The 26,643-nt window shown below is 67.6% G+C and carries 21 protein-coding genes; 8 read left to right on the forward strand and 13 right to left on the reverse strand.

Annotation, left to right across the window (positions count from 1 at the left end; genetic code table 11):
* The first annotated feature begins 134 nt into the window (after positions 1 to 134).
* The gene (locus N5D62_RS05520; protein ID WP_279756640.1) at positions 135 to 1,736 is read left to right on the forward strand and encodes an ATP-binding protein; all 1,602 of its coding nucleotides are present in this window, start codon (positions 135 to 137) and stop codon (positions 1,734 to 1,736) included.
* A 17-nt stretch (positions 1,737 to 1,753) separates the two neighbouring features.
* Here the strand turns inward: N5D62_RS05520 and N5D62_RS05525 are convergent, their stop codons facing one another.
* From N5D62_RS05525 to N5D62_RS05540, 4 genes are all read right to left on the reverse strand, one after another.
* On the reverse strand, positions 1,754 to 2,401 hold the full coding sequence (locus tag N5D62_RS05525; RefSeq protein ID WP_279756642.1) for an MBL fold metallo-hydrolase: 648 nt from the start codon (positions 2,399 to 2,401) through the stop codon (positions 1,754 to 1,756).
* Between the two features lie 168 nt (positions 2,402 to 2,569).
* Entirely contained in the window at positions 2,570 to 2,878 is a 309-nt protein-coding gene (locus N5D62_RS05530) for a hypothetical protein (protein ID WP_279756643.1), read from the reverse strand.
* A 175-nt stretch (positions 2,879 to 3,053) separates the two neighbouring features.
* A complete protein-coding gene (locus tag N5D62_RS05535; RefSeq protein ID WP_279756644.1) occupies positions 3,054 to 5,174 on the reverse strand; it encodes a HAMP domain-containing sensor histidine kinase in 2,121 nt (706 codons plus the stop codon).
* On the reverse strand, positions 5,171 to 5,857 hold the full coding sequence (locus N5D62_RS05540; protein ID WP_279756645.1) for a response regulator: 687 nt from the start codon (positions 5,855 to 5,857) through the stop codon (positions 5,171 to 5,173). The genes N5D62_RS05535 and N5D62_RS05540 overlap by 4 nt, the downstream gene beginning before the upstream one ends.
* Positions 5,858 to 6,068: 211 nt before the next feature.
* Here N5D62_RS05540 and N5D62_RS05545 point away from each other — a divergent pair, with 211 nt between their 5' ends.
* The 4 genes from N5D62_RS05545 (at position 6,069) to N5D62_RS05560 (ending at position 9,591) form a co-directional block, all read left to right on the forward strand.
* Complete coding sequence (locus N5D62_RS05545) at positions 6,069 to 6,377, forward strand: DUF3892 domain-containing protein (RefSeq protein WP_279756646.1); 309 nt, start codon at positions 6,069 to 6,071, stop codon at positions 6,375 to 6,377.
* 147 nt (positions 6,378 to 6,524) lie between these two features.
* Positions 6,525 to 7,163 carry a hypothetical protein gene (locus N5D62_RS05550; RefSeq protein ID WP_279756647.1) on the forward strand — a complete coding sequence of 213 codons (639 nt, stop codon included), beginning with the start codon at positions 6,525 to 6,527 and terminating at the stop codon, positions 7,161 to 7,163.
* A complete protein-coding gene (locus N5D62_RS05555) occupies positions 7,163 to 8,296 on the forward strand; it encodes a hypothetical protein (RefSeq protein WP_279756651.1) in 1,134 nt (377 codons plus the stop codon). Before N5D62_RS05550 ends, N5D62_RS05555 begins: the two co-directional genes overlap by 1 nt.
* A 341-nt stretch (positions 8,297 to 8,637) precedes the next feature.
* On the forward strand, positions 8,638 to 9,591 hold the full coding sequence (locus N5D62_RS05560; RefSeq protein ID WP_279756653.1) for a GNAT family N-acetyltransferase: 954 nt from the start codon (positions 8,638 to 8,640) through the stop codon (positions 9,589 to 9,591).
* A gap of 53 nt (positions 9,592 to 9,644) precedes the next feature.
* Here the strand turns inward: N5D62_RS05560 and N5D62_RS05565 are convergent, their stop codons facing one another.
* The 3 genes from N5D62_RS05565 to msuE all read right to left on the reverse strand — a co-directional run bounded on the left by N5D62_RS05565 (position 9,645) and on the right by msuE (position 12,360).
* Positions 9,645 to 10,670: a methionine synthase gene (locus N5D62_RS05565; protein ID WP_279756655.1), complete on the reverse strand. Its 1,026-nt coding sequence runs from the start codon at positions 10,668 to 10,670 to the stop codon at positions 9,645 to 9,647.
* Between the two features lie 68 nt (positions 10,671 to 10,738).
* Entirely contained in the window at positions 10,739 to 11,722 is a 984-nt protein-coding gene (locus tag N5D62_RS05570; protein ID WP_279756656.1) for a DUF1852 domain-containing protein, read from the reverse strand.
* 56 nt (positions 11,723 to 11,778) lie between these two features.
* Complete coding sequence (msuE, locus tag N5D62_RS05575; protein WP_279756657.1) at positions 11,779 to 12,360, reverse strand: FMN reductase; 582 nt, start codon at positions 12,358 to 12,360, stop codon at positions 11,779 to 11,781.
* Between the two features lie 101 nt (positions 12,361 to 12,461).
* Between msuE and N5D62_RS05580 the strand changes: the two genes are divergently transcribed.
* Complete coding sequence (locus N5D62_RS05580) at positions 12,462 to 13,391, forward strand: LysR family transcriptional regulator (protein ID WP_279756658.1); 930 nt, start codon at positions 12,462 to 12,464, stop codon at positions 13,389 to 13,391.
* Positions 13,392 to 13,408: 17 nt separating this feature from the next.
* Here the strand turns inward: N5D62_RS05580 and N5D62_RS05585 are convergent, their stop codons facing one another.
* From N5D62_RS05585 to N5D62_RS05610, 6 genes are all read right to left on the reverse strand, one after another.
* Positions 13,409 to 15,292, reverse strand: a complete 1,884-nt coding sequence (locus N5D62_RS05585; RefSeq protein WP_279756659.1) for a HAMP domain-containing sensor histidine kinase — start codon at positions 15,290 to 15,292, stop codon at positions 13,409 to 13,411.
* Between the two features lie 110 nt (positions 15,293 to 15,402).
* The gene (locus N5D62_RS05590) at positions 15,403 to 16,662 is read right to left on the reverse strand and encodes a hypothetical protein (RefSeq protein WP_279756660.1); all 1,260 of its coding nucleotides are present in this window, start codon (positions 16,660 to 16,662) and stop codon (positions 15,403 to 15,405) included.
* Between the two features lie 139 nt (positions 16,663 to 16,801).
* A complete protein-coding gene (locus N5D62_RS05595; protein ID WP_279756662.1) occupies positions 16,802 to 19,510 on the reverse strand; it encodes a TonB-dependent receptor in 2,709 nt (902 codons plus the stop codon).
* A 79-nt stretch (positions 19,511 to 19,589) separates the two neighbouring features.
* Positions 19,590 to 20,822 carry an MFS transporter gene (locus N5D62_RS05600; protein WP_279756663.1) on the reverse strand — a complete coding sequence of 411 codons (1,233 nt, stop codon included), beginning with the start codon at positions 20,820 to 20,822 and terminating at the stop codon, positions 19,590 to 19,592.
* Positions 20,823 to 20,843: 21 nt separating this feature from the next.
* Positions 20,844 to 21,788 (reverse strand): carbohydrate kinase family protein, encoded by a 945-nt coding sequence (locus N5D62_RS05605; protein ID WP_279756665.1) that lies wholly within the window; start codon positions 21,786 to 21,788, stop codon positions 20,844 to 20,846.
* A gap of 69 nt (positions 21,789 to 21,857) precedes the next feature.
* Complete coding sequence (locus N5D62_RS05610) at positions 21,858 to 23,102, reverse strand: ROK family transcriptional regulator (RefSeq protein ID WP_279756666.1); 1,245 nt, start codon at positions 23,100 to 23,102, stop codon at positions 21,858 to 21,860.
* 334 nt (positions 23,103 to 23,436) lie between these two features.
* Here N5D62_RS05610 and N5D62_RS05615 point away from each other — a divergent pair, with 334 nt between their 5' ends.
* Entirely contained in the window at positions 23,437 to 24,570 is a 1,134-nt protein-coding gene (locus tag N5D62_RS05615; RefSeq protein WP_279756667.1) for a hypothetical protein, read from the forward strand.
* Between the two features lie 136 nt (positions 24,571 to 24,706).
* Complete coding sequence (locus N5D62_RS05620) at positions 24,707 to 26,587, forward strand: glycoside hydrolase family 9 protein (protein WP_279756668.1); 1,881 nt, start codon at positions 24,707 to 24,709, stop codon at positions 26,585 to 26,587.
* Positions 26,588 to 26,643: the final 56 nt, after the last annotated feature.

A 26,643-nucleotide genomic window follows, 5' to 3' on the forward strand; every position in this document is an offset into this window, starting at 1 on the left:
CGAGGCCGCCGACGCCCGGGAAGTCCGATGCCATCGGGTTTCTCTCGTGTATCCCTATGTCAAGGGAGACGGCACGGCGATTGCCGACGCCGCCTGCGAGGTCCACACTGGCGCCTCATCGACCAGGGAACGACATGTCGCGAGATGAGTCCACGCACGGGTCCGGTGCGTCGGCCGCACCGCAGGATGGCGTCGAGCACGTCGGCGCGGCGCTGGACTACGTGACCGACGCGGTGATCCTGTTGCGCCACGACTGGACGATCGAGTTCGTCAACGTCGCCTTCGAGCGCGCCTGCGGCCGCCAGCGCGAGGCCTTGATCGGCAGGAATTACTGGACCAGCCTGCCCGGGGTGATGGGCGGCCGCTTCGATGTCGAGGCGCGCGCGGCGATGCAGTCGCGCTCGGCCCACCTGTACGAGGAATTCAATGCGCGCCTGAGCAAGTGGTTCGAGTGCCGCGCGTTTCCCTGCGAGCACGGGCTGGTCGTGCTGTTCATCGACGTCACGATGCGCAAGGCCGACGAGCTGACGCGGGTGGACCTCGAGGAGAAGCTGGTGCGCATCCAGCGGATGGAGTCGTTGGGCACCTTGGCCGGCGGCGTGGCGCACGACTTCAACAACATCCTGGCGGCGATCCTCGGGCACGCCGGGATGATGCTGGACGAGCTGCCGGCGGGATCGCCGTTGCGATCGCACATGCAGCAGATCAAGCGGGCCGGCGACCGCGCGCGCGACATCGTGCAGCGCATCCTGGCGTACGCGCGCGGCAGCGGGCACGAGCTGTCCAAGCACCGGCTGCGGCCGCTGGTGGAGGACAGCATCGGGCTGCTGCGCTCGACGCTGCCGGCGACGGTGCGGCTGACGGTGGACCTGCACGGCGACCACTGCGTCGCGACGGTGGATCCGGCGGAGGTGCAGCAGGTGGTGCTGAACCTGTGCACGAACGCGTGGCAGGCGATGCCGGGCGGGCACGGGACGCTGCATGTCGGATTGCGCGCGGTTCACTTCGACGTGCCGCATGCGTTCGCGATCGGACGCGTGGCGCCGACGCGGTACGCGGAGCTGACGGTGCGCGACGACGGCCACGGCATGGCCGAGGACGTGACGAAGCGGCTGTTCGAGCCCTTCTTCACGACCAAGCCGCGCGGGCAGGGCACGGGGCTGGGGCTGCACATCGTGCACGGCATCGTGCATGCGCACGGCGGCGCGATCGACGTGCAGTCGCGGCCGGGCCAGGGGACGCTGTTCGCGGTCTACCTGCCGGTGGTGGGGGACGAGGCGGCGCCGCTGGACTCGTCGGCGCTGGCCAAGGTGGCCGATCCGGGCGAGGGCGAACACGTGATCTACGTGGACGACGACCCGATCGTGCTGCTGATGGTGGAGGCGCTGCTGAAGAAGGCCGGTTACGACGTGCGGACCTACGCGACGCCCAGCGAGTGCCTGGACGACATCGAGCAGGGCCGGGCGCCGGTGCAGCTGCTGATCACCGACTTCAACATGCCGGGCATGAACGGGCTGGAGCTGGCGGTGGCGGTGCGGGCGACCCTGCCGCGGGTGCCGGTGATCATCACGACCGGCTACATCGGCGACGAGCTGACCGACGCGGCGGACCGGCTGGGCGGCGTGGCGGTGCTGCAGAAGGAGCGCAGCTTCGAGGAGCTCTCCGAGCTGGCGGCGCTGGCGCTGCGCGGGTTCCCGGAGTCGCGTTTCCTGGACACGGGGCTGTCGCCGTTGTGAGCGGCGGCGCGCGGCGGTCAGCCCCAGCGGCCGCCGACGAACGGGTTGGTGCGGCGTTCCTCGCCGAAGCTGCTCTCGTCGCCGTGGCCGGGGATGAAGACGGTGTCGTCGCCCATGGGCCAGAGCCGCTCGGTGATCGAGCGGATCAGCGTGTCGTGGTCGCCGCCGGGGAAGTCGGTGCGGCCGATGCTGCCGGCGAAGAGCACGTCGCCGACGAAGCAGCGCCTGGCCGAAGCGGAACGGAAGACGACGTGGCCGGGCGTGTGGCCGGGGCAGTGGCGCACGGTGAGGGTTTCGTGGCCGATCTGGACGGTGTCGCCGTCCTCGAGCCAGCGGGTGGGGGTGAACATCTCGGCCGGCGTGAAGCCGAACATCGCGGCCTGCTGCGGCAGCGCGGTGATCCAGAACTGGTCGCCCACGTGAGGACCGACGATCGGGAGATCGCGCGTGCGGGCGAGCTCGCCGGTGCCGCCGGCGTGGTCGATGTGGGCGTGGGTGAGCCAGATCGCCTTCAGCGAGAGACCGAGGCGCTCGACTTCGGCGAGGAGCCGAGGGACCTCACCGCCCGGGTCGATGACGGCCGCGTCGTTCGTGACGTCGCACCAGACGATCGAGCAGTTCTGGCGGAAGGGGGTGACGGGGACGGTGTGATAACGGAGGGGCATGGGGGCGGAGTGAAATCCGAAATCAAAGGATCGAATTCGGGATCAAAGGGCGGAATTTGATCTTGGGCTGAACATTCGTCTTGGAAGTCAAGGGGCAGAACTTTTGGACCGAAGGGCTTCGTGCGCGGGAGCCTTGGAGAAATCCTCTGTGCGCCGGACATGATGACATCACAGCGAAAGCGCCGCGCAAGGCTCAAGCGGCGCACTGAGATATTGCTCATGCAGCGCTCGGGCGCCTTCGATCCAGCGCTCGCCGCTTCCATCACTGGACGGCAACTGGGCATGCTCAAGGGCAAGCTGCTCGTTCCGCCGGCCTTCGATGCGCCGCTGCCCGATGACGTCCTTGCGGAGTTTGAAGGTGTACTGCGACCCTGCCAATCCGGCAAATACTTGGTCCGGGCGCGGCCGCGCCGCGAAGTGGCTGGCCGACCACGAGTCCCAGGGGCACAGTCGCCAGGAGTTCAAAGGTTTGACCAAGCCGCAGTGCTAGTCGCCGTGACACGGCGGCCGTTCATACGCCCGGCGGCAGCGAGGCTTCCACTGCCTGCGCCTTGAACTCAGCGCTATGAATTCGCCGCGAGCGGTCGGGGGCCGATTGATCCCCGATGCGTTCATGACCGGGGTGGCTCTTCGCCTCCAACACGCCGCGTGATCAGGCCTTGAGCACGGGAATGTCGATCACGAAATCGACGCCGTCGGGTACGTTCCTGGCGGAGATCGTGCCGCCCATCTTTGAAAGATAGGTGGCTGCGACAAACAACCCCTGACCATGGTTCTCTTCGTCGGCGTCGCGTCGGTCCGACACCCCGTACTCAAAAATCCGATCGAGCAACTCCGAGGAAATGTGCGGACCGTTGTTGTGAATAGTGACTGATGCCGTTGTTGCCGCTGCCTCGAGGCGGATGATGATCGTTGTTCCGAGCGGCCTGTAGCGATTGGCGTTCTGCAGAATGTGTAGGAAAACGTCCTCTAGGGCCGCTTGGTCCGCACGGATCTCGACGCCAGATTCGGGGCCTTGATAGGTCACGTCTTCGATGCCGGCATGATGGGCGTTCTTTGCGGCGCTGTGCAGGTACGCCGAGAGATCCAGTCGCTCCTCCTCTAGTTCCGCACTCTGGATGCCATCCGAGGGGCTGGCGCTCCCATACAGAGCGGCGACGGCCTTGAGCATCCGTCGCACGTAGCCTGAGCCTTCCTTTGAGTCAGCAAGGACAGCTGAGAGCGACTGCAGGGGACCGCGGATCTCATGTCCGATGGCACGCAACATCGATCTCTCCTGCTGGATTCGCACCGTGTTTCTCTGCACGTCGTCTGCAATGCGCTTTAGCAGGTCGTCCAAGCCTGTGGCCAGCACACCAAGTTCGTCTTGACCTTTCAGCTCGGTGAAGTCGATGTTCTTCAAGTTGCCATCCGTGCGCACCGCAAGCGACACAAGGCGCGTCCGCCTGGTCAGACGCATCACCCGCCGCATGATCAAGAACTCGATGGCACCCCAGGCCAGCCCGGTCATCGCAAACATCAGGACCGCGACGGTGGCGACCGACGCGGCGCTTCGCACGAGTTCGGGATCGAGTCCTCGCGCACTACGGTGGTGAACAATCTCGAAGCTATCGCCACGCGTGCCAAAGGAGCGTCGCTCCTCCCGGCCAGGACCGACTCCGGTCAAATCGACGCCGACGAAACGAAGCGCTCTCGCCCCGATGGTCTGAATGCCAAGCCCTCCTGTGGCCGAGGGGCGCGCAAGCGAGAAGAGTTCGTGAAGTCCCTTTCCAGTCTTCTTGTAGATGGTGAGAGATTCCCCTGCTGCCACATAGCTGTCGATGTCCGAGGCACCGAACGGCACCGTGACGGTCTGCCCCGCCCGGGAGTCGAGAACGACGATCGCCTTCCCCTCATGGTTTGGTCCGCTGATTACGGCATCAAGCTGGAGATCATTGGGGGCTACCCGGCGCCCGTCGCCTCGGCTCCAACGGTCTCGCGGGATCGCAATCGAGAACGAGTTCTCGCGCAGGCAGGTGGAGGCATCTCCATTCGGATCGATGCATTCGCCTTCGATGATCCAGGCACCAGTGAAGTCCGGCCTCCACGTGATGGGAACGCCGCTCGCATCGAGTCGATAGGCCGTCAGACTCAGCCCATCGCGCGCCCGATGGGTCCTTCGATCGATGGGGAGTTGCACCGGAAGAATCCACTCATGCTTATCCTTGCCGTCCTGGAGCGTGAGCCGAATCCGATGCGCATCCTGGAAGCGGCGCGCCAGTTGGCGATCTGCGTCAAGTGATCTGGGGTCGATGAATACGTGAGGCACCAGACGGCTGGACAGGAACGTGCCGGTGATGAGCAGGCGCCCCCGCACCTCTGCCGAGTCCCCCTTGCGCACGCCCACGCAAATGGATCCCTGGTCGAGGAGCGAGTCCGGACCTGCTTTGAACAGGATCGGGCACCCGACGGCGCGCACCTGATCAAGCACCACTCCGGGCATATCGGCCTGGATCTCGGAGAAGGGCAGGATCACCGGGCGCAGCGGTGTGGGGGCCGAGACCATCCGCGAAGGGTTTGCAAGTGCCAGCTGTCCAGCCGGACTCAGCAGCCGCTCCACCACGCGCTGTTCCGCAGCCTCGCGATGCTTAAGCTGCTCGGCATCGCTGCGCTCCTTCTGGGTCCGAATCGTCAGATACGGCAGCGCGACGGTGACGATCAGAAAGACCGAGAAGGCGCCGCGGATGGTGATGCGTATCTGATTCGCCTGGAACCATCGAATCAGACTGGTCACCGGCTCACCCATCGATAGCCACGCAGCGGCTCGGCGACGATGCCGTTCCACTTCTTGCCCTCTACGTCGCTGAACGCCGCGCGTATCTGGCTGATCTGACGCTTCAAGTTGGCGGTGTTCTTGCCGCTGGTGAGGAACTCGTAGAGATCCTCGTAGGAGACCGTCGGGTCCTTGTCGTTGCGGCGCGTGTAGATGGCATGGAGCAGGCGCTGCTGAGTCGCGGCTAAGTTCAGTCGGTGGCCCTTCCACGTAGGGTGGGCGGAGATCAACGGGTCGATGTGGAGCGGATCCTCTTCGACCTGCGTCTTGCCATCACCCGCGCCCAGCATGCTGAGCAAGGTCTGGTTGAAATCGTGTTCCCCAACTGGCTTCTGAAGATAGTCCCAGGCCTCCAACGCTTTCATGACACCGCGGTAGAGGTCGGCGGGCATCCCGGTGACGACCAGGATGGGAACGATGCGCGACTTGGTCGCTTCATGGATGAGAGAGACCCCCGCATTGCGTTCGGCGCCCAACTCGATGTCCAGCGTGATCAGGTCATAGGCCGTGGTGCGGATGGCGACCTCCGCGTCCTTGCGTGTGAACAGCTGGTCAATCTGAGCGCCAGGAACAGCCTTGGAAGCCCATTGCGCCAGTTGGTTGCTGGTGGGAAGGTCGTCTTCAATGATGGCGATTCTTGGCATGGGGCAGTCTGTGGCGCTCCTCGCGAGTGTCGGTGCATTGTGGAAAAGAGTCCGTCCACGTCGGTGAAGATTCCTTCACCCACGTCGGCTTTCCCTATCCGCCGGGAACACATCCGCACCTGACGGCAATGAATGTGTTGCCGGAGAAGCCTAGAACGGTTCCCAGGGGGCAATCGAAGATCCAGGTGTCGACTTCTTCTTAGACAAGCCCATGACGACCACGACCTTCAAATGCACCGGCAAGCGCCTGAGCGGTGGCACCGGTCACGAACACATCAGCCACCTGGCCTGGGTCAAGTGGCAAGGCAGCCAGGAAACGAACGAACGTGGGATCAGCACGCGCGAGCAGATGGTCGCCTTCATCGAAGCCAACGGGGACAGTGTGGTGTGGTGTCCGGATCGCAACCCTCAGGTCTCAGGAGCATGGGTGCACGCCCAGAACAATGGTCGGATCAAGTACGTACGCACCGTGGCCGATGGCCGCACCACGGACAACTTGCTTTCTCTGCCTGACATGTGAGCGCTCAAGCGCGCCCGTTGCGCGATCCAAAGAGGGCAACACCAGGCCCCGCAGCACTGCGCCACCCTGCACGCAGGCGCGGGGCAAGGGGCCTCGGCCGATCTTTTCTACACGGAACACGCCACTACTTCCAAGGATCAATCGCAGATGATCGCTCCGCAGGAACACGAATATTCAGTCATGGGAGGAGCCAACCGGGCCAGCGTTGGCCGACTCCTGAGCTTCGCCGCCAGTGCTGTCTCAGCCGCGCTGGTGTTCTCGTTGCTCACGGCCGTCGACCTCGCGCATAGGCTTGGATGGAATGTGAACGTCCCGCCAACGCTGCTGTCGCTCCTGGGCGCCGGGGCGGTGTTCGGCGCGCTGTATGGCGTCCTGAACCGATGGGCGTGGAAGTGGCCTGGCATCGGACTCGCGCTGAAGGTTCCCGACGTCTCGGGCACCTGGGACTGCGTTGGAAAAACGCTCGGCAGCGATGGCAGCACGCGGTACGAGTGGGTCGCGGAGGTCACGATCGTTCAATCCTGGGACAAGCTCCGCATCCGTCTGGCGACGTCGACCTCGGGTTCGAGCAGCATCAGCGCGGCACTTGCTCACGACAGCGTCGATGGCTTTGTACTGCTCTACCACTACCGCAACGACCCGAAGGCGGGAGCAGTGGGTCTCGCGGCCCACGCTGGTTGCGCGGTGATGACGATCGCCAAAGACGTGCAGTCCGCGGCCGGGGACTACTTCAACGGCCGTGGGCGCATGACCTTTGGAACGATGAGCTGGACGAAGAGGAAGTGATGGCCACCGAAATCAACACCCGACTCTCTCAACTGCGCGCGCGCCGTTCGGGAGCCACGCCAACGAGCACCTTCTCGGAAGCGCCATCCATCTTCAATCGAGGCTTCGCCGCCGACGCCGCGAGTATTGAGAGCTGGGAGACCCGCGGCAGTGCTTCCCAGCGCTGGACGCGGTACGCCATTGGGGCCATGCAGGCTGTCGACCGGAGGTACACCGAGATCAGCAAGGAGACGGGCGAGCGTGTTGCCAGTCAGTTGCGGGACCGGTTCGCGAGAGCGGGCATCAATGCCGAGTTCAGGCTGCAAGGCTCGGTACCGCTCGATGTCCACATCAAAGGCGTGAGTGACGTCGATGTCTTGGCGATTACCAAGGACTTCTACACATACAGCCCCGCTGGTGCGACAGCTCTGGGAGGCGGGTATGTCAATCCAAGCGTCCGCACTTCGAGTGGAGTCCTGAGTGAGCTGCGACGGCAGGCGGAGCGCGATCTGGAAGATGCCTTTCCTGCCGCTAACGTTGACAAGAGCGGAGCCAAGGCGGTGAAGGTGACTGGCGGATCACTGGCGCGATCCGTCGATGTGGTGCCAGCCCATTGGTACGACACCAAGGCGTATCAAGACAGCGGTCAACTCGCTCACCGGGCTGTCACGATCTACAACAAGACGACGGGCCAGACGATCGACAACTGGCCGTTCCTTCACATTGAACGGGTGGGCAATCGCTGCGACAGCGTCCTGGGAGGTCTGCGTAAAGCGATCCGTCTCTGCAAGAGCGTCAAGGCGGATTCGGACCGCAACATCCAACTGTCGAGCTACGACATCGCCGCGATCATGTATCACGCTGACATGAGCGCGTTGCGCCTTGGGCAGTACAGCGACCTTGCAGTGCTCGCTGAAACTCAGCGACATCTCGACGCCCTCTACCATGACTCGGCAACAGCGAACGGGCTGTGGGTGCCCGATGGAAGTCGGATGATCTTCGACAGCGCGGAAAAGCGCAGTTGGCTGTTAAGTCTGTCTGTGGAGATGGATGAACTTCTGAAGCATGTTTACGAGGAGAGCTTCCCTGCACTGACCAGCCCGTCGCAGTCTCCTTTTGTGCAGCGGGAGTTGGTCAAGGCGCTGAAGGTGTAGAAGATCGCGGCGTCGTACGGGGATCGGGGACCAACTGATTCGGTCCTTTGATTCATCGTCCTGCCCAACGCTAGATGCACCAGCGGATCCTGTTCAGCCCCTTTTCAACAAGATGGATCAACGTCGAAGCTATCGCTGATCAGAGAGAAAGCTGCGGAACCAGCAGTTCGGTCCTTTTATTCGGCACCTCAGGAGGGAGGGTTCGACACGGCGTTGGGCCGACATCGTAGTCCCGCGCCGGGTCACCGCGAGGTTCGAGGCTACCGACGCTCGAGACATCCGGCGCTCGAGGCCCAGCGAGACACGGTGCTAGGCTGCGCGCCTCCTGCCGGGATCCATCGATGCACAACTCCGACCACCGTGGCGATGGTCATGACGCCGCCATCACCATCGTGCGTGTCGCCACGTTGCCCGACGCGGCGCGCGCTGCGGACTTCTCATTCGACATCGACGGCCGCGTGATGCCGCCGTTCGACGCGCCGGAGCTTCGCGTCGAAGCGACGCCGTCGCGCCCCAAGGCCTACGGCCTGGACGACGCCCTCTTCGAACCGCACGACGGCGACGAGCGCGTGCTCTTCGTCGCCATGTCGGGCGACGCCGTCGCGGGCTACGTCTCCGCCAGCCGGGATTGGAATCGCTGCGTGCTCATCGACGACATCGCGATCGCGCGGCCGTTCCGCCGTCACGGTCTCGCGGGTGCGCTGATGAAGCGCGTCGAAGACTGGACGCGGACGATCGGCCTGAGCGCCATCCGGCTGGAGACGCAGTCCAACAACGTGGCGGCCTGCCGCTTCTACCAGCGCTACGGGTTCGAGCTTGGTGGCTTCGATCGCCGGCTCTATCGCGAGTTGGACGTCGATGTCCGCGACGAAGTCGCGCTGTTCTGGTACCTGTCCGTGGATCGAGATCGCGGAGGGCGTCTCGCCGAAGGACCGACGCATCGCTTCGAAATCCTTTCCGGCTCGCGGGTGGTGGGGACTTCGGAACTGGAGCACGGAGATCCACCGATGGCGATCGCGTATGGCCGCCTGTGGCCAACCGATCACTACTCGTCCACCGAAGATCTCCGCGCGATCCGCAGTGGCACCGAGTCGCGTGATCAGCTGGCTCAGCGACTGGCTGTCCGTCTCGCCGGCGGGCGCGAACTCGAAGGCGCCAAAGTCTTCATCGAAGAGCTATCCGATGAGACGGGTGTGGATGAAATCCATGTCACCGTCCTTTGCGCTTCCGCCGAGCAATACGCGACGTTGTTCCCGCAACACGTCGCCGCGTATGAGGCTCAGTTCGGCGCTTAGTCACCCCGTCGGAAACTCGATCTCCAACCGGGGCACCAGCGCCAAGGCCCGCGTCACGCCTTCGCCAACCGCTCCTTCGCCAGCTTCGTGCCTTCCGCCAGCGCCTTCAGCTTGCGCCAGGCCACGTCCCGTCCCATCGGCGCCAGGCCGCAGTTCGTGCACGGGAACAGCCGCTCCTTCGGCACGAACGCCAGCGCCCGGCCGATGGTGTCGGCGACCTCCTCGGGCGTCTCGACCACGTCGCTCGCCACGTCGATCACGCCGACCATCACGTCCTTGCCCGCCAGCAGCGCCATCAGGTCGGGCGGCACATGGGAGTGGATGCATTCCAGGCTCACCTGGTCGATGCTGCTGCGGGCCAGCGCGGGGAACACCGCCTCGTACTGGCGCCACTCGTCGCCCAGGGTGCTCTTCCAGTCGGTGTTGGCCTTGATGCCGTAGCCGTAGCAGATGTGCACCGCCGTCGTGCAGGTCAATCCCTGCGCCGCGCGCTCCAGCGCCTGCACGCCCCAGTCCGCGGCCTCCTTCATGTAGACATTGAAGGCGGGCTCGTCGAACTGGATGATGTCCACGCCGTCGGCCTGCAGCGCCAGCGCTTCCTGGTTGAGCAGCTCCGCGAACGCGAAGGCCATCTTGACCTTGTCGCCGTAGAAGCGGTCCGCCACGGTGTCCACGATGGTCATCGGACCCGGCAGCGTGAACTTCAGCTTCTTCTTCGTGTGCGCGCGCGCCAGCTGCGCCTCGAAGGCATGCACCCGGCCCTTCAGGCGCAGCGCCGACACCACCTGCGGCACCATCGCGTCGTACCGGTTGTCGCGGATACCCATCTTCACCTTGTGCTCGAAGTCGATGCCCTCGACCTGCTCCAGGAACCCATGCACGAAGTGCTGCCGCGACTGCTCGCCGTCGCACACGATGTCCAGCCCGGCGTCTTCCTGGGCCTTGATCCACAGCAGCGTCGCGTCGGCCTTGGCTTGAAGCAGCGCATCGCCTTCAGCCCGCCACTGGGGCCAGAGCTTGTTGGTCTCAGCCAGCCAGGCGGGTTTGGGCAGGCTGCCGGCGATGGAGGTTTCGAACATCCGGGAATTCCTTTCAGGCAATGCGGGCGGTGCCGCGAATTTTTGGGAGACGGTCGAGCGCGCGCGGGTCAGAGCGCGCAAGTGGCGGCCCAGCTTTCCAGCGCGCGCTTGTGCGGCTTGATGAAATGCTCTTCCGTGAACTTCCCCTGCTTCACGGCCAGCTGGCTGCGCTCTTCCCGGTCATAGACGATCCGCGTCACCGAGTAGTCCGGATGCTTCAGGCTGGGTCGATACACCTTGCCCGCCGCGGAATTGGCGTTGTAGATCTCGGGGCGGTAGATCTTCTGGAAGGTCTCCATCGTGCTGATCGTGCTGATCAGCTCGAGGTTGGTGTAGTCGCCCAGCAAGTCGCCGAGGAAGTAGAAGGCCAGCGGCGCCACGCTGCCCGGGGGCATGAAGAAGCGGACCTTCAGGCCCATCTTCCCGAAGTACTCGTCCGTGGACGACAGCTCGTCCTGCTGGTACTCGACGCCCAGGACCGGGTGCTGGTTCCCGGTCCGCTGGTAGGTCTTGCTGCTGGACGCGCTGATGCAGATGACCGGCGGCTTGCGGAAGTGCGCCTGGTAGGCGCTCGAATTCAGGAAATGCTTGAAGAGCTTGCCGTGCAGGTCGCCGAAGCCGGCGGGCGTGCTGAACGCGGCACGATCCTTGTTGTGCTCCAGCAGCAGGACGCTGAAGTCGTAGTCGCGGACGTAGGAAGAGAAGTTGTTCCCCGCGATGCCCTCGATCCGCTCGCCGGTCCGCTTGTCGAGGATGCGGGTGTTCAGGATCTCGATCAGCGGAAACGCGTCGGGACCGACCTGGTCGCCCACGTTCATCTCCACGGACACGATGTCGAGTTCGACGGCGTAGCGGTCGCCGGTCGGGTTGTCCCAGTCGGCCAGCGCGTTGAAGCGGTTGTCGATCATCCGGAGCGTGTTGCGCAGGTTCTCCTGACGCTGTTCCCCGCGCGCCAGGTTGGCGAAGTTGGTCGTCGTGCGCGTGCTCTCGGCCGGCTGGTAATGCTCATCGAAACACAGGGTCTTGATGCTGAAGGCGAAGTCGTTGCTCATGGGGCGGCCTCTTGCTTCCGAGGTTCTGGAATGGGTCTGATCCGACGCGGGCCGCTTCAGGCCGCGATGCTTTCCTGGGCGACGTCCGCGCCGGCCAGGCGCGCCAGCTCGACCAGGGGCAGTCCCCGCTGGACGGCCAGCCGGCATCGCTGGACGAGGGCCTCGTCCCGCACGCGGTGATCGACGAAATCCTTGTCGGTCGCGTAGATGCCCAGCGGCAGCGTGCGCGCCTGGAAGAAGCTGAACAGCGGCCGCAACTGGTGGTCGATCACCAGGGCGTGGCGCTCGCTGCCGCCGGTGGCCGCCAGCAGGATCGGCGTGTCGATCAGGGCGTCCTGGTCGATGAAGTCGAAGAAGTGCTTGAACAGCCCCGTGTACGAGCCGCGATAGACCGGCGTCGTCACCACGAGGACGTCCGCCTGCTCGACCGCGGCGAGCTCCCGTTCCACCGCGCCCGGCAACTGGGAGCGCCACATCGCGCCGGCGAACTGCGGCGCCAGCTGGCCCAGCTCGACGAGGCGCTGCTCGCAGGGGACTTCCTCGGCGATCAGGTCCAGCAGGTGCTCGGCGAGGGCGGTGGACCGGGACGGGCGCTGCATCCCCCCGGAAACCGCGACCAATCGAAGGGGGCGAGTCATGTTGTTGTCTTCGGGAACTTCAATGGGAGCGGATGCTAGTGAGCGAAGACCATGACGTAAAATGGTTTGTTCTCACGAATCCATGAATTTGGCTCATTCAAATGCTGGAGCGCATCCATCTCAGCATCGTCCAGCAGGTCGAGAAGCAAGGCTCGTTGACGGCCGCCGCGGGCGTGCTCAACCTGACCCAGTCGGCGCTGAGCCACAGCATGCGCAAGCTGGAGCAGCAGCTCGGCACCGACGTCTGGCTGCGCGAAGGCCGGAACCTGCGCCTGACGCAGGCCGGCCAGTACCTGCTGGCGGTGGCGAACCGGGTCCTGCCGCAGCTGGACCTGGCGGAGGAGCGCCTGGGCCAGTTCGCGCAAGGCGAGCGCGGCGCGCTGCGCATCGGCATGGAATGCCACCCGTGCTACCAGTGGCTGCTCAAGGTGGTGTCGCCCTACCTGGCCGCGTGGCCGGACGTGGAGGTGGACGTCAAGCAGAAGTTCCAGTTCGGCGGGATCGGCGCGCTGTTCGGCTACGAGATCGACTTGCTGGTCACGCCCGACCCGCTGTTCAAGCCGGGGTTGAAGTTCGAACCCGTGTTCGACTACGAGCAAGTGCTGGTCGTGGCCAAGGGCCATCCGCTGGCGTCGGCGGCCTACGTGAAGCCGCAGCAGATGACGCAGGAGGTGCTGATCAGCTACCCGGTGGACATCGAGCGGCTCGATATCTACAACCAGTTCCTGCTGCCGGCCGGCGTCACGCCCAAGCGCCACAAGGCCATCGAGACCACCGACATCATGGTGCAGATGGTGGCCAGCGGCCGCGGCGTGGCGGCCCTGCCGCGCTGGCTGGTCGAGGAGTACGCGGCCAGGATGGACGTGGTGCCGGTGCGCCTGGGCGCCCGCGGCATCGCCAAGCAGATCTTCCTGGGGGCCCGCGAGGCCGAGACCACCATCGACTACGTGCGGGCCTTCATCGACCTGGCCCGCGAACCGGCCCATGCCAGCGCCGTCGCGCGAGGAGCCGTCGGGCGGCGGCCGGCCTGACGGCGCGCCGACACGCTTCACCCCACCGGAAACTCGATCTCCAACCGGCACCCGCGCCCCGGTGCCGAGTCCACCGTGAGCCGTCCGCGCAGCCGCTGCAGCACGGTCACGTGCGCGACGAACAGCCCCAGCCCGCTGCGTCCGCGACCGAACTGCGTCGACACATACGGATCGAACACCCGCGGCAGCAGCTCCGCCGGAATGCCGCGCCCGTGGTCCGTCACGCTCAGCATCACCGCGCCGTCGGCCGCGCGCGCCTCGACCTCCACCACCCCCGCCTGCCCCGCCGCGTAGGCGTGGCGCTCCACGTTCTGGAACAGCTGCAGCAGCACCTCCGTCAGCGCCTCGGCCGGCAGCTCCGCGTCCAGCTCGACCCGCCGGCGCAGCGTCAGCGCCGTGCCCGGCGACATCGCGCGCCGCCACGCCGCCTCCACCAGGCAACCCAGCGAGATCCTTCGCGTCGGCTCGACCGCGTGCCGGGCATCGATGTGCTGGTAGCTCTGCACCAGCGCCAAGGCCTGCTCGACATTGCGGCGCGCCAGCTCCGCGCTCTCCTGGCAGCGCTCGAGCTCCGTCGTGAAGTGGCGCCGCGACACCGTCCCCGCCGTCAGCCGGTCCACCAGCCCCGCGTTCAGCTCCGTGACCGTCGACAGCACCGTCAGCGCCGAGCCCAGCGGCGTGTTCATCTCATGCGCGACGCCCGCGAGCAGATGCCCCAGCGTCGCGAGCTTGCTGCGCTCGATCAGCTCCGCCTGCATCTGCCGCTGCAGGTCCAGCGCCTGCTGCAGCGCCCGGGCCTTGTCCGCCAGCTCGTCGGCGTGCGCCTCCGCCCGCGCCTTCAGCTGCTGCGCGTGCGCGACCTCGATGCGATGCAGCGTCGTGGCCGAATCGAGCCGGCTGCTCTCCCGCGTGTCCTCCAGCTCCAGCGCATGCGCCTCGCGCAGCGACGCCAACGCGTCCCCCGTGCGGCCGCTGTCCTCCTGCCACCGCGCCAGCTGCTTGAGCCGGTGCACCACCTGCCGGCGCATCGAGAACTTGCGGCTGTCGTCCACCACCCGGCGCATCAGCGCGATCGCCGTGTACGCGTCGCCCTGGCGCCAGGCCAGCGCGGCCTGCGCCGCGAAGAGCTCCTTGGCGATGCGCTCGCCGCCCGCGCCCGCCAGGCGCAGCGACGTCTCCGCCTCATGCAGCAACGCGACCGCCTCGTCCTCGCGCCCGTCGATCATCAGTTCCTCGGCCAGCGACGCGCCCGCGTTGCAGGCCGAGATCCAGCGCCGCTGCGCCACCGCGACCGACAGGCCCTCGCGCAGCACGTGTTGTTCCTCGTCGCGCCGGCCCAGGTGCCGGTGCGCGATCGAGATGGAGGCGTAGATGTCGACCCAGCGTCCGCGGTCCCCGCTCGCGCGGAACAGGCGGATCGCCTCCTGCATCGCCGCGATCGCGGGCTCGAACTGGCGCTGCAGCGACAGCGCGTTGCCCAGCGCGCGGGAGCAGTGCGCCTGGTCCACCGGCCACGGGCTGGCCGCGGCGCGGCGCGTGATCTCGTCCAGCAGCACCAGCGCCGGCGGCAGCCGGCCGAAGCGCAGGTGCATGCGGCAACGCAGCGACAGCACCGGGATCGCCGCCTTCTCGCCGAAGCCCGCGGCCACCCACGGCATCACCGCGTCCAGCACCGATTCGATCTGCTCCGAGCGCCACAGCTCGCCGCACAGGTCGGTCAGGTGCCAGGCCAGCTCGACGCCGAAATCGCCGGGTTCCCCCGCCACGACCTGCTCGAACAGCGCCATCGTCGGCGCGAGCCGATCCTGCGCGCTGCAGGGATCGTCGGCGTAGGCGCGGATCTCCGCATCCAGCCAGGACCTGCAGGCATCGACGTCGGAGACGGGCGGCGGCGCGTTCACGATTTCGGATCCAAGGGGGTCGGTCGATTATGGGCGTCGACCTCCCGCCCCGCCGTCGCGCTTCCCCCAGTCGCGGGGATCCTCGATTTGGACGATGCTGTCGCCCGCCCTCACACCACCTTGACGGCCCCGAGCGCCGCGCGCTCCGCCTCGGTCGGGAAGGCCCGGACCCGCATCCGCGGCGGGTACAGGTCCTGCGGCACCATGTAATGCCCGGCGATGCGCTCCGCGTCGGCCCACCAGACGAAGATGGGTTCGTCCGGCTTGTCCTGCGACGTGAAGGCCACCAGGTCGGTGTGCGGGAGCAGCGTGTCCACGCGCTCCGGCCAGACCGAGTAACTCACCACCCGTTCGCTGTCCTTGAACTGCAGCAGCTGCGCCGAGCTCACGAACGGCCGCGCGGCCTCGTCACCGTCCGGGGCGTCGCCGGCTTCCAGCAGGCGCTTCTGCGCCGCGTAGGCATCGGCGTCCTCCATCGCGACCAGCTCCTGGAACATCGACCGCAGCGCCTCCGGCACCTCGAACGGCTGCCACTCGCGGTCCACCAGGTGCAGCGGCCGGCACGACAGCCAGCGCGTCTGCTCGCCCAGCCACTGCTTGGCCGCGGCGGCCATCAGCGCCAGGCCCGCCAGGTCGTTGGCGTCCGCCACCAGCAGCACGTGCCGCAGCGGCACCAGCACCACCGGATGCGCCACGCCGGAGCGGTAGATCAGGTCCGGCGCCAGCACGCGCGACGGCTCATAGGAATCGTTCCAGGCGCCTTGCCACAGCCCCGGCGCCAGCTGTCGCCAGCCGTCGCCTTCCGGCAGGTCGCGCAGGTTGGCCAGCGCGTCCTCGAGCGCGGCCTCGAAGCTCACGCCCCAGCGGTCCAGCATGCCTTGCGTCACGCGGGCGGTGCTCTGCGGCGTGTCCAGTCCCAGCATCGCGACGTAGTCGCCGGCCACCGCGCGCCACGGCGTGTCGTTGGCGGGGGAGGCCAGCGCCTGCGCGCCCAGCTCGAGCGACTGCGTCGCGTTGAGCGCGTTCTTGGCGATGTCGGCGCGGGTGCGCAGCAAGGGCAGCAGCGTCGCGCGGATGCTGGCGTAGTCCTGCGCGTCCTCGGGCCGGTCGCCCCACATCGGCCGCAGCACCACCCCCTCGACGAAGCGTTGCAGCACGCCGTCGCGCTCCCGGCCCGTGGCCCGGCACAGGTCCTGGTACAGGTGGTGCAGGTTGGACTGCATCTGCCCGCCGTTGAGCGCGAAGCGGATCTCCGGCGGCTCGATCGAGATCGACTGGATCGACGCCCCCGCCGTGTTCAGGCGCTCGACCACGCGCTGCACGACGTCCTCCGCCGTGGGTTGGCCGAACCGCCATCGAAACCATTTCATCGCGCGCCTCCCCGGGGCCTGGTGTGTGGGAGGCATTGTGGTCGCCGGCCCCGGCGGTGGCCGGGACCCGGAGCGCGAAGATGAGGAATCTGTCGCAGCATCGGCGGCGCCCGGCCCCGCGGGGCCGGGCCGGTGGCGATCAGTAGTCGATCGCCACGCGCAGGCCGAAGGTCCGCGGATCGTTCCAGTAGCCGCGCACGAAGCCGCCGCCGTCCTGGGCCGAATTGCGCGTCATCTTGTTGGTCGCGTTCAGCACGTAGAGCTCGGCGCGCCAGTTCTTCGGCGACACCAGCTTCACGCTCGCATCGACCTTGGCGAAGGCCTTCTGGCCGTCGGAGACATGCGCGTTGTCCAGGTTCAGCAGCGTGAAGTACATCTTGTCCTGCCACTTCAGGTTGACCCACGGCGTCAGCTCCCAGCCGTCGCCGACCTGGAAGGTCTGCGCGAAGTTCACCCCGAAGGTGTACTTCGGCGACATCGGCAGGTGGTTGCCGGTGATGTCCAGGATCTGGCGGCCGGCGAACTCGCGGATCGGCCCGCTGTAGGGATCCGGGCAGGGCGGGGCGCCGACGTCCGCGCGCACGCCGCAGTTCCAGGTGTCGCTGTAGGACGGGTAGTTCTTCACCTTGCTGTTGATGTAGCTGAAGAAGCCGCCCAGCCGCGCGCCGGCCCAGGGCTTGTAGTCCACCTCCAGCTCCAGGCCGGGGATGTCCACCGTGCCGACGTTCACCGTCTGCCACTTGGTGATGATGTCGCAGGTCGGGTTGTCGTCCGGGCAGGGGCCGTCGTGCTTGACCTTGGACGCGAAGAAGTCGCCGGTGACCTGCATGTCCTTGTAGCGGCTGAAGAACAGCGTCGCCGACAGGCTCAGCCGCTTGTTCAGCAGCAGGCCCTTGTAGCCCAGCTCGAAGTTGGTGACCGTCTCCGGCTTGTACGGGAAGAAGGTGTACTGCGGGCCGGCCGGACCGTCCACGCATTCCTTGCCGCCGCAGCGGTCGTCCTTGTCGCCGAAGCCGCCGGCCTTGTAGCCGCTGGACAGCGATGCGTAGACCATGTCCAGCGGCGTCAGCTGCTTGGACAGGCCCAGGCGGTAGGTGAACTTCTTCCAGGTCTGCGAGTGGTCGTTGCCCGCCGGCTCGCCCCACAGCCCGTAGGCCGCCGGGCCGGCGAAGGGGCCCATCTGCTCGGTCAGGTCGCGGCCGTTGTGCGCGCGGAAGCCCGGCGTCCCCGGCGTGCCCGGGTCGAAGAGGCCGTTGTAGTACGCCGGCGTCGAGCCGTCCCAGCCGCCGTAGACCTGGCCGCCCTTGTCGGCCTTCTTGTCGACGCTGTAGCGGCCGCCGACCGTCGCCGTCCAGGTCGGCAGGAACTTCCAGTCCGCCTGCGCGAAGATCGCCTTCGCGTCGATCTGGCGATCGGGCTGGTGGTAGTACTGGCTGGTCGGGAAACCGAAGGGCGCGGTGACCAGCTGCTCCTGCGCGTAGTCGATCTGGTTCTTCTCGTGCATCCAGAACAGGCCGGTCACCAGCTGCACCGTGTCGGTGTGCTGCTTGTACTGCAGCTCATGCACCTGGGACTTGTACTTCGAGCCCAGCGTGAACGACCCCTCGTCCTTGATCGGCCAGGTGCCCCAGTCGCCGTCCGGGCCGATCGGCTGGTGCACCGTGACCTGGCTGGGCAGCGGCTGGTAGCCGCCGTCGTCGTCGGACTGCTGCGAGCGCCGCTGGTCCGCCAGCGCGAAGCCGTATTCCAGGCTGCTGCTGGGCGTCAGGTTCCAGGTCAGGTTGGAGCGCAGCGTGCCGATCGACATGTCGGTCTTGCCCGGCAGGTTGATCTTCACGTCCCACTTGCCGCCCTGGCACGCGAAGGCGGTGCCCGCGGCCATGTCGCAGTCCTTCATCGCGACGTCGCCGGCGCCGTTGTTCTGGAAGCGCTCGTAGGCCAGCAGCCATTCGATGTCGCGCGTCAGCTTGAGCCGGCCGGCGATGCGCGCCGCCCATTCGTCGCGGTTGTAGTAGTACTTGCTGCGCGACACCTTGGCGTTGCGGCGCTGGTCCACGTCGGGGATGCCGTCGGGCGTGACGCCGTGGTCGGGCAGGTTCAGGTCGGTGAAGTCCTGCTGCTGGTTGATCCAGCCGTCGCGCTTGATTTTCGTGACCGTCGCGCGCAGCGCCAGGCTGTCGTTGACCGCGAAGTTCTGGATCAGGTTGAGCTGGCGCTTGTTGTAGTTGCCGATGTCGAGCTCGGCGGTGCCGTAGGTGGCGCCGAACTCGGGCTTGGCCGGGATGATGTTGATGCTGCCGCCGGTCGAGTTGCGGCCGAACAGCGTGCCCTGCGGGCCGCGCAGCACTTCCACCTGCTCCAGGTCGAACATCAGCGCCAGCGCGCCCTGCGGCCGCGGCGAGTACAGGCCGCCGACATGCAGGCCCACCGCCGGGTCGCCGATCTCGGTGAAGTTGGACGAGCCGATGCCGCGGATGCTGATCTGCACGCCCGAATCGGCGCCCGAGGAGATCTGCAGGTTGGGCACCGTGCCCGACAGGCCGCGCACGTCATGGATGCCTTCGCGGCTCAGCGCCTCCTGCGTGATCGCGGTGACCGCCACCGGCGTCTTCAGCAGGCTGGAGCTCACGCGCGTCGCGTTGATCATCACGGTCGGCAGCGCGTCCTTGTCCTTCTCTTTCTCCTTGGCCTCGTCGCGGGCGCCGCCCGTGCCGGACGCGGCCTCTGCCGCCTTCGCCTGCTCCTGGGCCCAGGCGCCGGCGCAGGCCAGCAGGGCGGTGACGGCCGCGGTGGCGGTCAGCGTGCGGTGGAAGGCGCCTCGATGGGCCGCTCTTGGGGTCTTGTTCATCGTCCTTGTCTCCTGTTGGCTGTGTCGGGGCGGCCGGCGTCCCGGCCGACGAGGGGCCGTGCGCGCGGGAACGGGGGAATCAGGCCTCGGGCCTGGGTTTGAGCTGGGCGATCAGGCGGGACAGCGGCACCGTCTCGTTGCGCACGAGCGGCCGGGCCCAGGCGCCGATCGCCAGGATGTAGGTCAGGGTCAGGAACACGGCGCACATCGCCGCGCGCAGGCCGATCGCGTCGCCCAGCACGCCCACGAGCATCGGCACCACCGCGCCGCCGAGGATGCCGGTGCACAGCACGCCGGAAAACGCGCCGTGATGGCGCGGCACCGAGTTCAGTCCCAGCGAGAACACCACCGAGAACATCACCGACAGGAAGAAGCCCGAGACCGGGAAGGCCCACAGCGCGACCGAGGTCGGGCCGAACAGCGCCAGCGCAACGCAGCCGATCGCCAGCACGGTGAAGCCGGCCAGCACGACGCGCGAGTCCAGCAGCTTCAGCAGCCCCAGCCCGAGCAGGCAGCCCAGCGACATCAGGCCCCAGAAGCCGCCGACCGAGTCCGCGCCCTCGCCGGTGGCGGCGACCTGGTGGTAGGTCGCGAGGAACTGCGACATCCAGTTGGCCAGCGTCTGCTCGGTGCCGACGTAGGCCATGATCCCGAGGAAGAACAGCCACGCGTCGCGGCGCGAGAGCAGTTCCTTGTAGGCGGCCCAGCCGCCGGCGCGCTCGTCGTCCTTGAGCTCGACCCGGGGCAGCGGCAGCGTCTGGTTGGCCACGATCAGCGCGATGAAGCCGGCCGCGAAGACCCAGTAGAACGGCACCCACGCCAGCCCCTGCGCCGAGGCGCCGGGACGCTCCATCAGCAGCTTGAACGCCAGCGGGCTGAGGAACGAGGCCAGGCCGAAGACCAGCTGCCCCATCACCGAGAAGAAGGCGAAGTGGGCCTCGCCGCCGGCGGTGCGCATCAACGGGTTGATCACCACCTGCAGCAGCGCCATGCCCAGGCCGATCACGAACAGGCCGCCGATCGCCGTCGCGTAGCTGGGCCACAGCGCGATCGCCAGCGAGCCGGCGAAGTTCAGCGCGAAGGCCACCAGGATCGTCGTGCGCGGGCCCCGCGCCTCGACCAGCAGCCCGCCGGGGATCGACACCAGGCCGTAGGCCAGGAAGAAGGAGAAGGGCAGGAAGCCCGCCATCGCCAGGTTCAGCTGGAAGTCCTGGATGATGATCGGCATCAACGGCCCGATCAGGTTGGTGACGAACGAGATCACGAACCAGATCAGCAGGATGTAGCCGACGATCAGTGCGCGGTGCTTCATGGCCTTGCCCCTTCGATGCGCTCAGGCGACGCAGTCGGCGAATTCGCCGGCGCGGATGGTCTGGCGCGGGAAACGCGCCAGGATGGCCGCCGCGGTCCGGCAGCCGGCGGCCAGCGACTCCGCCAGCCCCGCCGCGCGCAGCCGCGCCGACAGGTAACCGGCATTGAAGGCGTCGCCGGCGCCGATGGTGTCGAAGATGTCGACCGGCTCGATCACGTGCTCCACGCGGCGGCCGCCTTCCAGTCCCAGCGCGCCGCGCGCGCCGACCTTCACCACCAGCGTGGACGCGGGCTTGAGCTCCGCGGCGATGCGCGTGATCGCCAGTTCCAGGTCCTCGGTGCCGGCGATGCTGCGGGCCTCGAGGTCGTTGATCAGCAAGTGGTCGCAATGGCGCAGCCAGCGGCGCACCTCGGCCAGCGTGCCGTCGCGCCAGCCCTCGGGCGGCCAGCCGGTGTCCAGCGCGACGCGGTAGCCGCGGGCCGAGGCCTCGGCCAGCAGGTCCTCGTAGCCGTCGCGCAGCCCGGTCAGCAGGAAGGGCGCGGTGAACAGCGCGATCGCCGGCGTGGCGGTGGGCGGCAGGTGGCGCAGCACATGCGCCGCCGACAGCCGCTGCAGGTGGCCCTGCGTGGTGAAGAAGTTGCGGTCGCCGCAGGCATGCATCAGGCCGACCGACATCGTCGTCTGGCGATCGCAGACCTCCAGGCTGGTGCGCAGCCCGGCGAACTGCTCGGCCAGCCACTGGCCGAGCGGATCGTTGCCGATCGCGGAGATCAGGTGGGCCGGCTGGCCGATGTGGCGAGCCGCGAGCGCGGAGTTGGCGCCCGAGCCGCCGGCGCGCAATTCGCTGCGTGGCATCAGCAGCTCGGTGCCAACGGCGGGCCAGCCGTCCAGGGTGCCGAGCACCAGGTCGACACCGGCGTCGCCGACGATGCTCAGCGGGGCAATGACAGGGAAGTCCGTTTCCATGGGCGCCGACTATAGGAGCCCGGAAAACGGCCTGTCAATAATTAAATCCAATGGATTGAAGTATTTACCCTAACGTCTGGGGAGCGGCTTGTTGCCCAGCAGTTCCGCGGCGTCGAGGCTGCCGCGGCGGTCCTGCTGCAGCACTTCCAGGCGCGGGGAGAGCATCTCGTACAGGGGCAGCACGGCCGCGCCGAGCAGCGAGGAATCGTCCTGGCGGTCCGACAGCAGCAGCCGGGTGCCGGGCTCGGCGACGCCGCCGCGCACCGAGCGGTGCCAGGGCTGCGCGAGCGCCACGAGGTGCTCGACCAGCACCTTCGGCGCGGAGCCGCCGATGACGATCGCGCGCGGATCCAGCATGTTCTCGATCATGCAGACCGCGTCGCGCAGCCGGTCGGCGGCCTGGCGGCACCAGCGGTGCAGCGCCTCGTCGGCGGGGTCGCGCAGGCGTTGCGCCAGGTCCAGCGACCAGACGTCGTGGTCGCTGACCTCGAGCGCCTCGGCCAGCGAGTGCATCGACACGTAGCGCTCCAGGCAGCCGCGGTTGCCGCAGTAGCAGGGCGTGCCGCCGGGCACGGCGGGCACGTGGCCGATCTCGGTCGCGTTGCCGTTGGCGCCGGGATAGGCCGAGCGCCCGATCACCAGCGCGCCGCCCAGGCCCAGGCCCAGGTGCAGGTAGAAGAAGTCGTCGAGGTGGCGGGCCACGCCGAACAGCGTCTCGCCCAGCGCGCCGGCCACGCTGTCGATGCGGTGGAACAGCGGCAGCCCGGTGGCCTCGCCCAGTTCCTCCAGCACCGACAGGTCGGTCCAGCCCTCCAGCGCGGTGGGGCCGACGAAGCTGATGTCGGTGTGCCCCAGCGGCCCGGGCAGCGCGATGCCGATGCCCCAGAGCCGGTCGGTGGCCTCGCGCCGCAGCCGCGCCACCAGCTGCAGCAGCGTCGCGAACATCTGCTGGCGGTCGCGGGTGTCGATGTCGACCTCGCAGCGGTGCTGGATCTCGCCGACCAGGTTGACCAGCGCGGCCGAGGCCCGGCCCGGTTCCAGGCTGATGCCGATCGAATGGCCGGCCTGCGGGTTGAGCTCGAAGGCGATCGGCGGCTGCCCGCGCGACTTGTCCACCTTCTGGCGGCGCGACACGATCAGCCCGATGGCCTCGAGCTCGTTGGTGATGTTGGCCACCGTCTGCGGGCTCAGCGACACCATGTCGGCGATGTCCTTGCGCGAGGCCGCGCCCTGCTGGCGGATGAAATCCAGCACGACGCGGCGGTTGTACGGGGCGCTGGACTGTTGGGTGGCTCCTCGGCCAATCGTTCTCATGGGCGGCTGTCGACGTTCGTTTCGCCCGCGATGGCGGGCAGGGCACCGGTGTTCACGCGGCGTTATACGCGTGTCGCGCGAAGCCTGTCGTGCAGGCTCTCCCGACCGGGCGGTCAGTGTAGCGGCGCGACCCGACCGGAACATTTCAATACATCCAATGGCTATAAATATTGACGACGCCGGGATGGATCTCCTACATTCGGCGCCGGCGAGCGCTCCCGAAGCAGTCCCGCGCCTCGCCTGAACGACCCCCCGTGGCCCAGCGCCACTCGACTTCAGCGGAGGCACACCCATGCACTCTCTTCGACCCGGTCTTCGTCGCTTCGGATCCCCCGTGGCGCTCACCGCGCCCGGCGCCGCCAGCGCCATCAAGGCCGTCACGGCGCTCGCGCTGCTCGGCGCGTCCTCGCTGGTCCTCGCCGGCGCGCCGCACAACGGTGCCGGCAAGGCCACCACCTATGTCCAGGACGGCTGGCAGTACACCACCACCGAGACGGCCACCGGCCAGCCGCTGGTCACCGCCGCCAAGCCGGCGGCCGCGGCCGGCGTGATCCCCGTCGGCGACTCGCGCGTCTACGGCGCGGTCTTCGACAAGGGCCGCAAGCTCACCGTCAACCAGTGGCAGGCCGTGCTCAGCATGGACGCCTATCCGGAGAACGGCACCACCAACTACCAGGACCCCGGCCCCTGGCGCTACTGCGAGGTGGACTACGAAGCCTCGCAAGGCATCTCCGACTACCGCGGCGACACGCTCGGCCCGGTCGGCGTGACCACGGTGGGCGACTTCCCCGACTACTTCAAGAAGGCCTTCGCGCCCTACGTGCTGGGCAAGGCCAACGCCACCAACGCCGACATGCTGGCCTGGGGCGTGCAGGTGACCGGCGTGTCGTCGGGCAACTTCAAGGCGGACAACTCGGCGCTGGACCCGTACCCGTCGCGCAGCCGCTCCGACTCGGCCAAGCGTTCGGCGCTGACCAAGATCTGCAAGGCGGTGCAGTCGGCCTTCGACACGCAGCAGGACAAGTACGTGATGAGCCATTACGCGCACATCGACCAGGACAAGCTCGTCCCGGTCCTGAACGCGCTCAAGGGCCTGGGCTTCACCAGCTTCGGCACCTACAACCTGGTGGGCCTGGCCTTCCAGGTGCAGGTCAACACCGGCTCGATCGGCAGCATCTCGGCCTTCTCGTCGGTGAAGTCGGCCGGCAACTGCGGCAGCCTGAGCAACGAGACCTGCTTCGCGACCTACCTGACCGACCAGTACATCCGCTGGCTGAAGTCCTCCAGCCTCGGCGACGACCCGTCCAACTGCTGGCGCGCGAGCATGGCGCTGGACATCTACAAGCAGGATTCGACGATGGGCAGCGTCAGCGTCGTCAACAACATCATCAACAGCAAGTACCCGAACAATTCGGGCAAGTGCCCGACCTCGGGAATCAAGTGGTCGAAGAACATGTCCTGGCAGTGATCGCCGGGTGAGCCCCGGGGCGGCGCCAGCGTGATGAGGCGCCGCCGATTTCTCGATACCAATGCACCCACCTTCGCCGGGGCACCGCATCGCGCGGTGCCCCGGTGCTTCAAGAACGATGGAGACAGACGCCCCCATGAAGACTTCCGCCCCTGCCCGCCGGATGCCCACCACCCGCCGCGCCGTCCTGGTGATGGCCGCCGTCGCCGGCGCGGCGCTCGCCGTGTCGCCGGGCCTGCGCGCCGCCGACGCCGCCGGCGCGGCGCCGAAGACGACCGTGTCGATCCGCCTGCCGGCCGATCCGCTGCAGGTGCAGATCAACCAGGTGGCGCTGGAACGCGTCGGGCCGAAGAAGGCGATCGTCGAATCCACCGGCGCCGCCGAGACCGGCCGCTATCGCGTGCTCGCCGACGGCAAGGTGGTCGCGCAGGGCGAGCTGGCGGCGCTGCCGGCGTTCTCGGCCTGGGGAGAGGGCCGGCGTTACTTCGAGGTGGACTTCTCGTCGCTGCAGCGGCCCGGCGTCTACCGCGTCGAGGCCACGGTCGGCGGCAAGCGCGTGCTGTCGCCGGCGGTGCGGGTGCGCGATCGCGCGCTGTTCACGACGATCGCCGACAAGACGCTGGACTACTTCCATCGCGGCCGCCACACCGGCGCCGGCGACCGCTCGATCCGCATCTTCGAGACCGACCGCCGCGTCGACGTGCACGGCGGCTGGAAGGATGCCGGCGGCGACACCGGCAAGTACCTGTCGCACCTGGGCTACGCGAACCACTTCAACCCGCAGCAGACCTCGATGGTGGCGTGGGTGCTGGCCTACACCGCGCAGACCGCGCCCGCGCTGTACCGCCGCGCGGGCCTGGAGCGGCGCGCCCAGGACGAGGCCTTCTGGGGCGCGGACTACCTGCACCGGATCCTCGATGCCGAGGGCTACTTCTACACGACCGTCTTCGACAAGTGGGGCACCGACGGCGCGGAGCGCATGGTCGTCGGCTACGAGGGCGAGGACGGCAAGTACACGACGCTGTACCGCTCGGCCTACCGCGCCGGCGGCGGCCTGGCGATCGCGGCGCTGGCGCGCGCGTCGATGCTGGCGAAGCAGTCTGGCCGTCATGGCGAAGTCGATGGCGCGACCTACCTGGCCGATGCGATCCGCGCGTTCGACCACCTGCAGAAGTTCAACGCGCAGTACGGCGCGGACAAGACCGAGAACCTCATCGACGACTACGCCGCGCTGATGGCCGCGGTCGACCTGTTCGAGGCGACGCGCGAACCGCGCTTCCTCGAGGCGGCGCGCGATCGCGCCGATCGGCTGCAGGCGCGGCAGGCGGCCGACGGCAACTTCATCAGCGACGGCCAGTCGCGTCCGTACTACCACGCGGTCGAAGCGGGCTTCCCGGCGCTGAGCCTGAGCCGCTACCTGACGGTCGAGACCGACGGGGCGCGACGCACCCGCGCCGGCGCCGCGATCAAGTCGGCGCTCGAGCGCGAGCTCGCGATCACGCGCCGCGTGAGCAATCCCTTCGAGTACGCGCGCCAGTCGTTCCAGCTCGCGCCGGAGGGCAAGGCCACCGGGCCGGTGCGGGAGGGCTTCTTCATCCCGCACAAGAACGAGACCGGCTACTGGTGGCAGGGCGAAAGCGCGCGGCTGGCCTCGCTGAGCGCGGCGATGGTGGTCGGCGGCCGGCTGGTCGCGCCGGCGAGCGACGCGGCCTTCGGCATCCCGGCCGACTGGGCCGGCTACGCGCAGAGCCAGATCGACTGGACGCTGGGTCGCAATCCCTACGCGATGTCGATGCTCTACGGCTTCGGCCGCCGCAATCCACCGGCGGTGCCGTCGAGCGCGGGCGACATGTTCGTGGGTGGCATCTCCAACGGGATCACCGGCGCGGCGGACAGCGACACGGGCGAGGGCATCGCCTTCGGGCCCGGACCGGACGACGCGCAATGGCGCTGGGTCGAGCAGTGGATCCCGCACTCGGCGTGGATGCTGCTGGCGGCGACGGAGATGGCGCGCTGACGGATCGCGGACGAGTCGCTGCCGACCGCTGATGGATCGCTGACGGCGCGAGGAGG

The sequence above is a fragment of the Mitsuaria sp. GD03876 genome (assembly GCF_029840635.1).
GTDB lineage: Bacteria > Pseudomonadota > Gammaproteobacteria > Burkholderiales > Burkholderiaceae_C > Roseateles.

Excerpts from the sequence above, each read along its gene's own strand:
- N5D62_RS05570 (WP_279756656.1), bottom strand. The coding sequence starts at position 11,722 with ATGAGCAACGACTTCGCCTTCAGCATCAAGACCCTGTGTTTCGATGAG.
- N5D62_RS05550 (WP_279756647.1), top strand. The coding sequence starts at position 6,525 with ATGATCGCTCCGCAGGAACACGAATATTCAGTCATGGGAGGAGCCAAC.
- N5D62_RS05555 (WP_279756651.1), top strand. The coding sequence starts at position 7,163 with ATGGCCACCGAAATCAACACCCGACTCTCTCAACTGCGCGCGCGCCGT.
- N5D62_RS05590 (WP_279756660.1), bottom strand. The coding sequence starts at position 16,662 with ATGAAATGGTTTCGATGGCGGTTCGGCCAACCCACGGCGGAGGACGTC.
- N5D62_RS05545 (WP_279756646.1), top strand. The coding sequence starts at position 6,069 with ATGACGACCACGACCTTCAAATGCACCGGCAAGCGCCTGAGCGGTGGC.
- N5D62_RS05565 (WP_279756655.1), bottom strand. The coding sequence starts at position 10,670 with ATGTTCGAAACCTCCATCGCCGGCAGCCTGCCCAAACCCGCCTGGCTG.
- N5D62_RS05610 (WP_279756666.1), bottom strand. The coding sequence starts at position 23,102 with ATGAGAACGATTGGCCGAGGAGCCACCCAACAGTCCAGCGCCCCGTAC.
- N5D62_RS05600 (WP_279756663.1), bottom strand. The coding sequence starts at position 20,822 with ATGAAGCACCGCGCACTGATCGTCGGCTACATCCTGCTGATCTGGTTC.
- N5D62_RS05595 (WP_279756662.1), bottom strand. The coding sequence starts at position 19,510 with ATGAACAAGACCCCAAGAGCGGCCCATCGAGGCGCCTTCCACCGCACG.
- N5D62_RS05580 (WP_279756658.1), top strand. The coding sequence starts at position 12,462 with ATGCTGGAGCGCATCCATCTCAGCATCGTCCAGCAGGTCGAGAAGCAA.
- N5D62_RS05540 (WP_279756645.1), bottom strand. The coding sequence starts at position 5,857 with ATGCCAAGAATCGCCATCATTGAAGACGACCTTCCCACCAGCAACCAA.
- N5D62_RS05605 (WP_279756665.1), bottom strand. The coding sequence starts at position 21,788 with ATGGAAACGGACTTCCCTGTCATTGCCCCGCTGAGCATCGTCGGCGAC.
- N5D62_RS05520 (WP_279756640.1), top strand. The coding sequence starts at position 135 with ATGTCGCGAGATGAGTCCACGCACGGGTCCGGTGCGTCGGCCGCACCG.
- msuE (WP_279756657.1), bottom strand. The coding sequence starts at position 12,360 with ATGACTCGCCCCCTTCGATTGGTCGCGGTTTCCGGGGGGATGCAGCGC.
- N5D62_RS05560 (WP_279756653.1), top strand. The coding sequence starts at position 8,638 with ATGCACAACTCCGACCACCGTGGCGATGGTCATGACGCCGCCATCACC.
- N5D62_RS05525 (WP_279756642.1), bottom strand. The coding sequence starts at position 2,401 with ATGCCCCTCCGTTATCACACCGTCCCCGTCACCCCCTTCCGCCAGAAC.
- N5D62_RS05620 (WP_279756668.1), top strand. The coding sequence starts at position 24,707 with ATGAAGACTTCCGCCCCTGCCCGCCGGATGCCCACCACCCGCCGCGCC.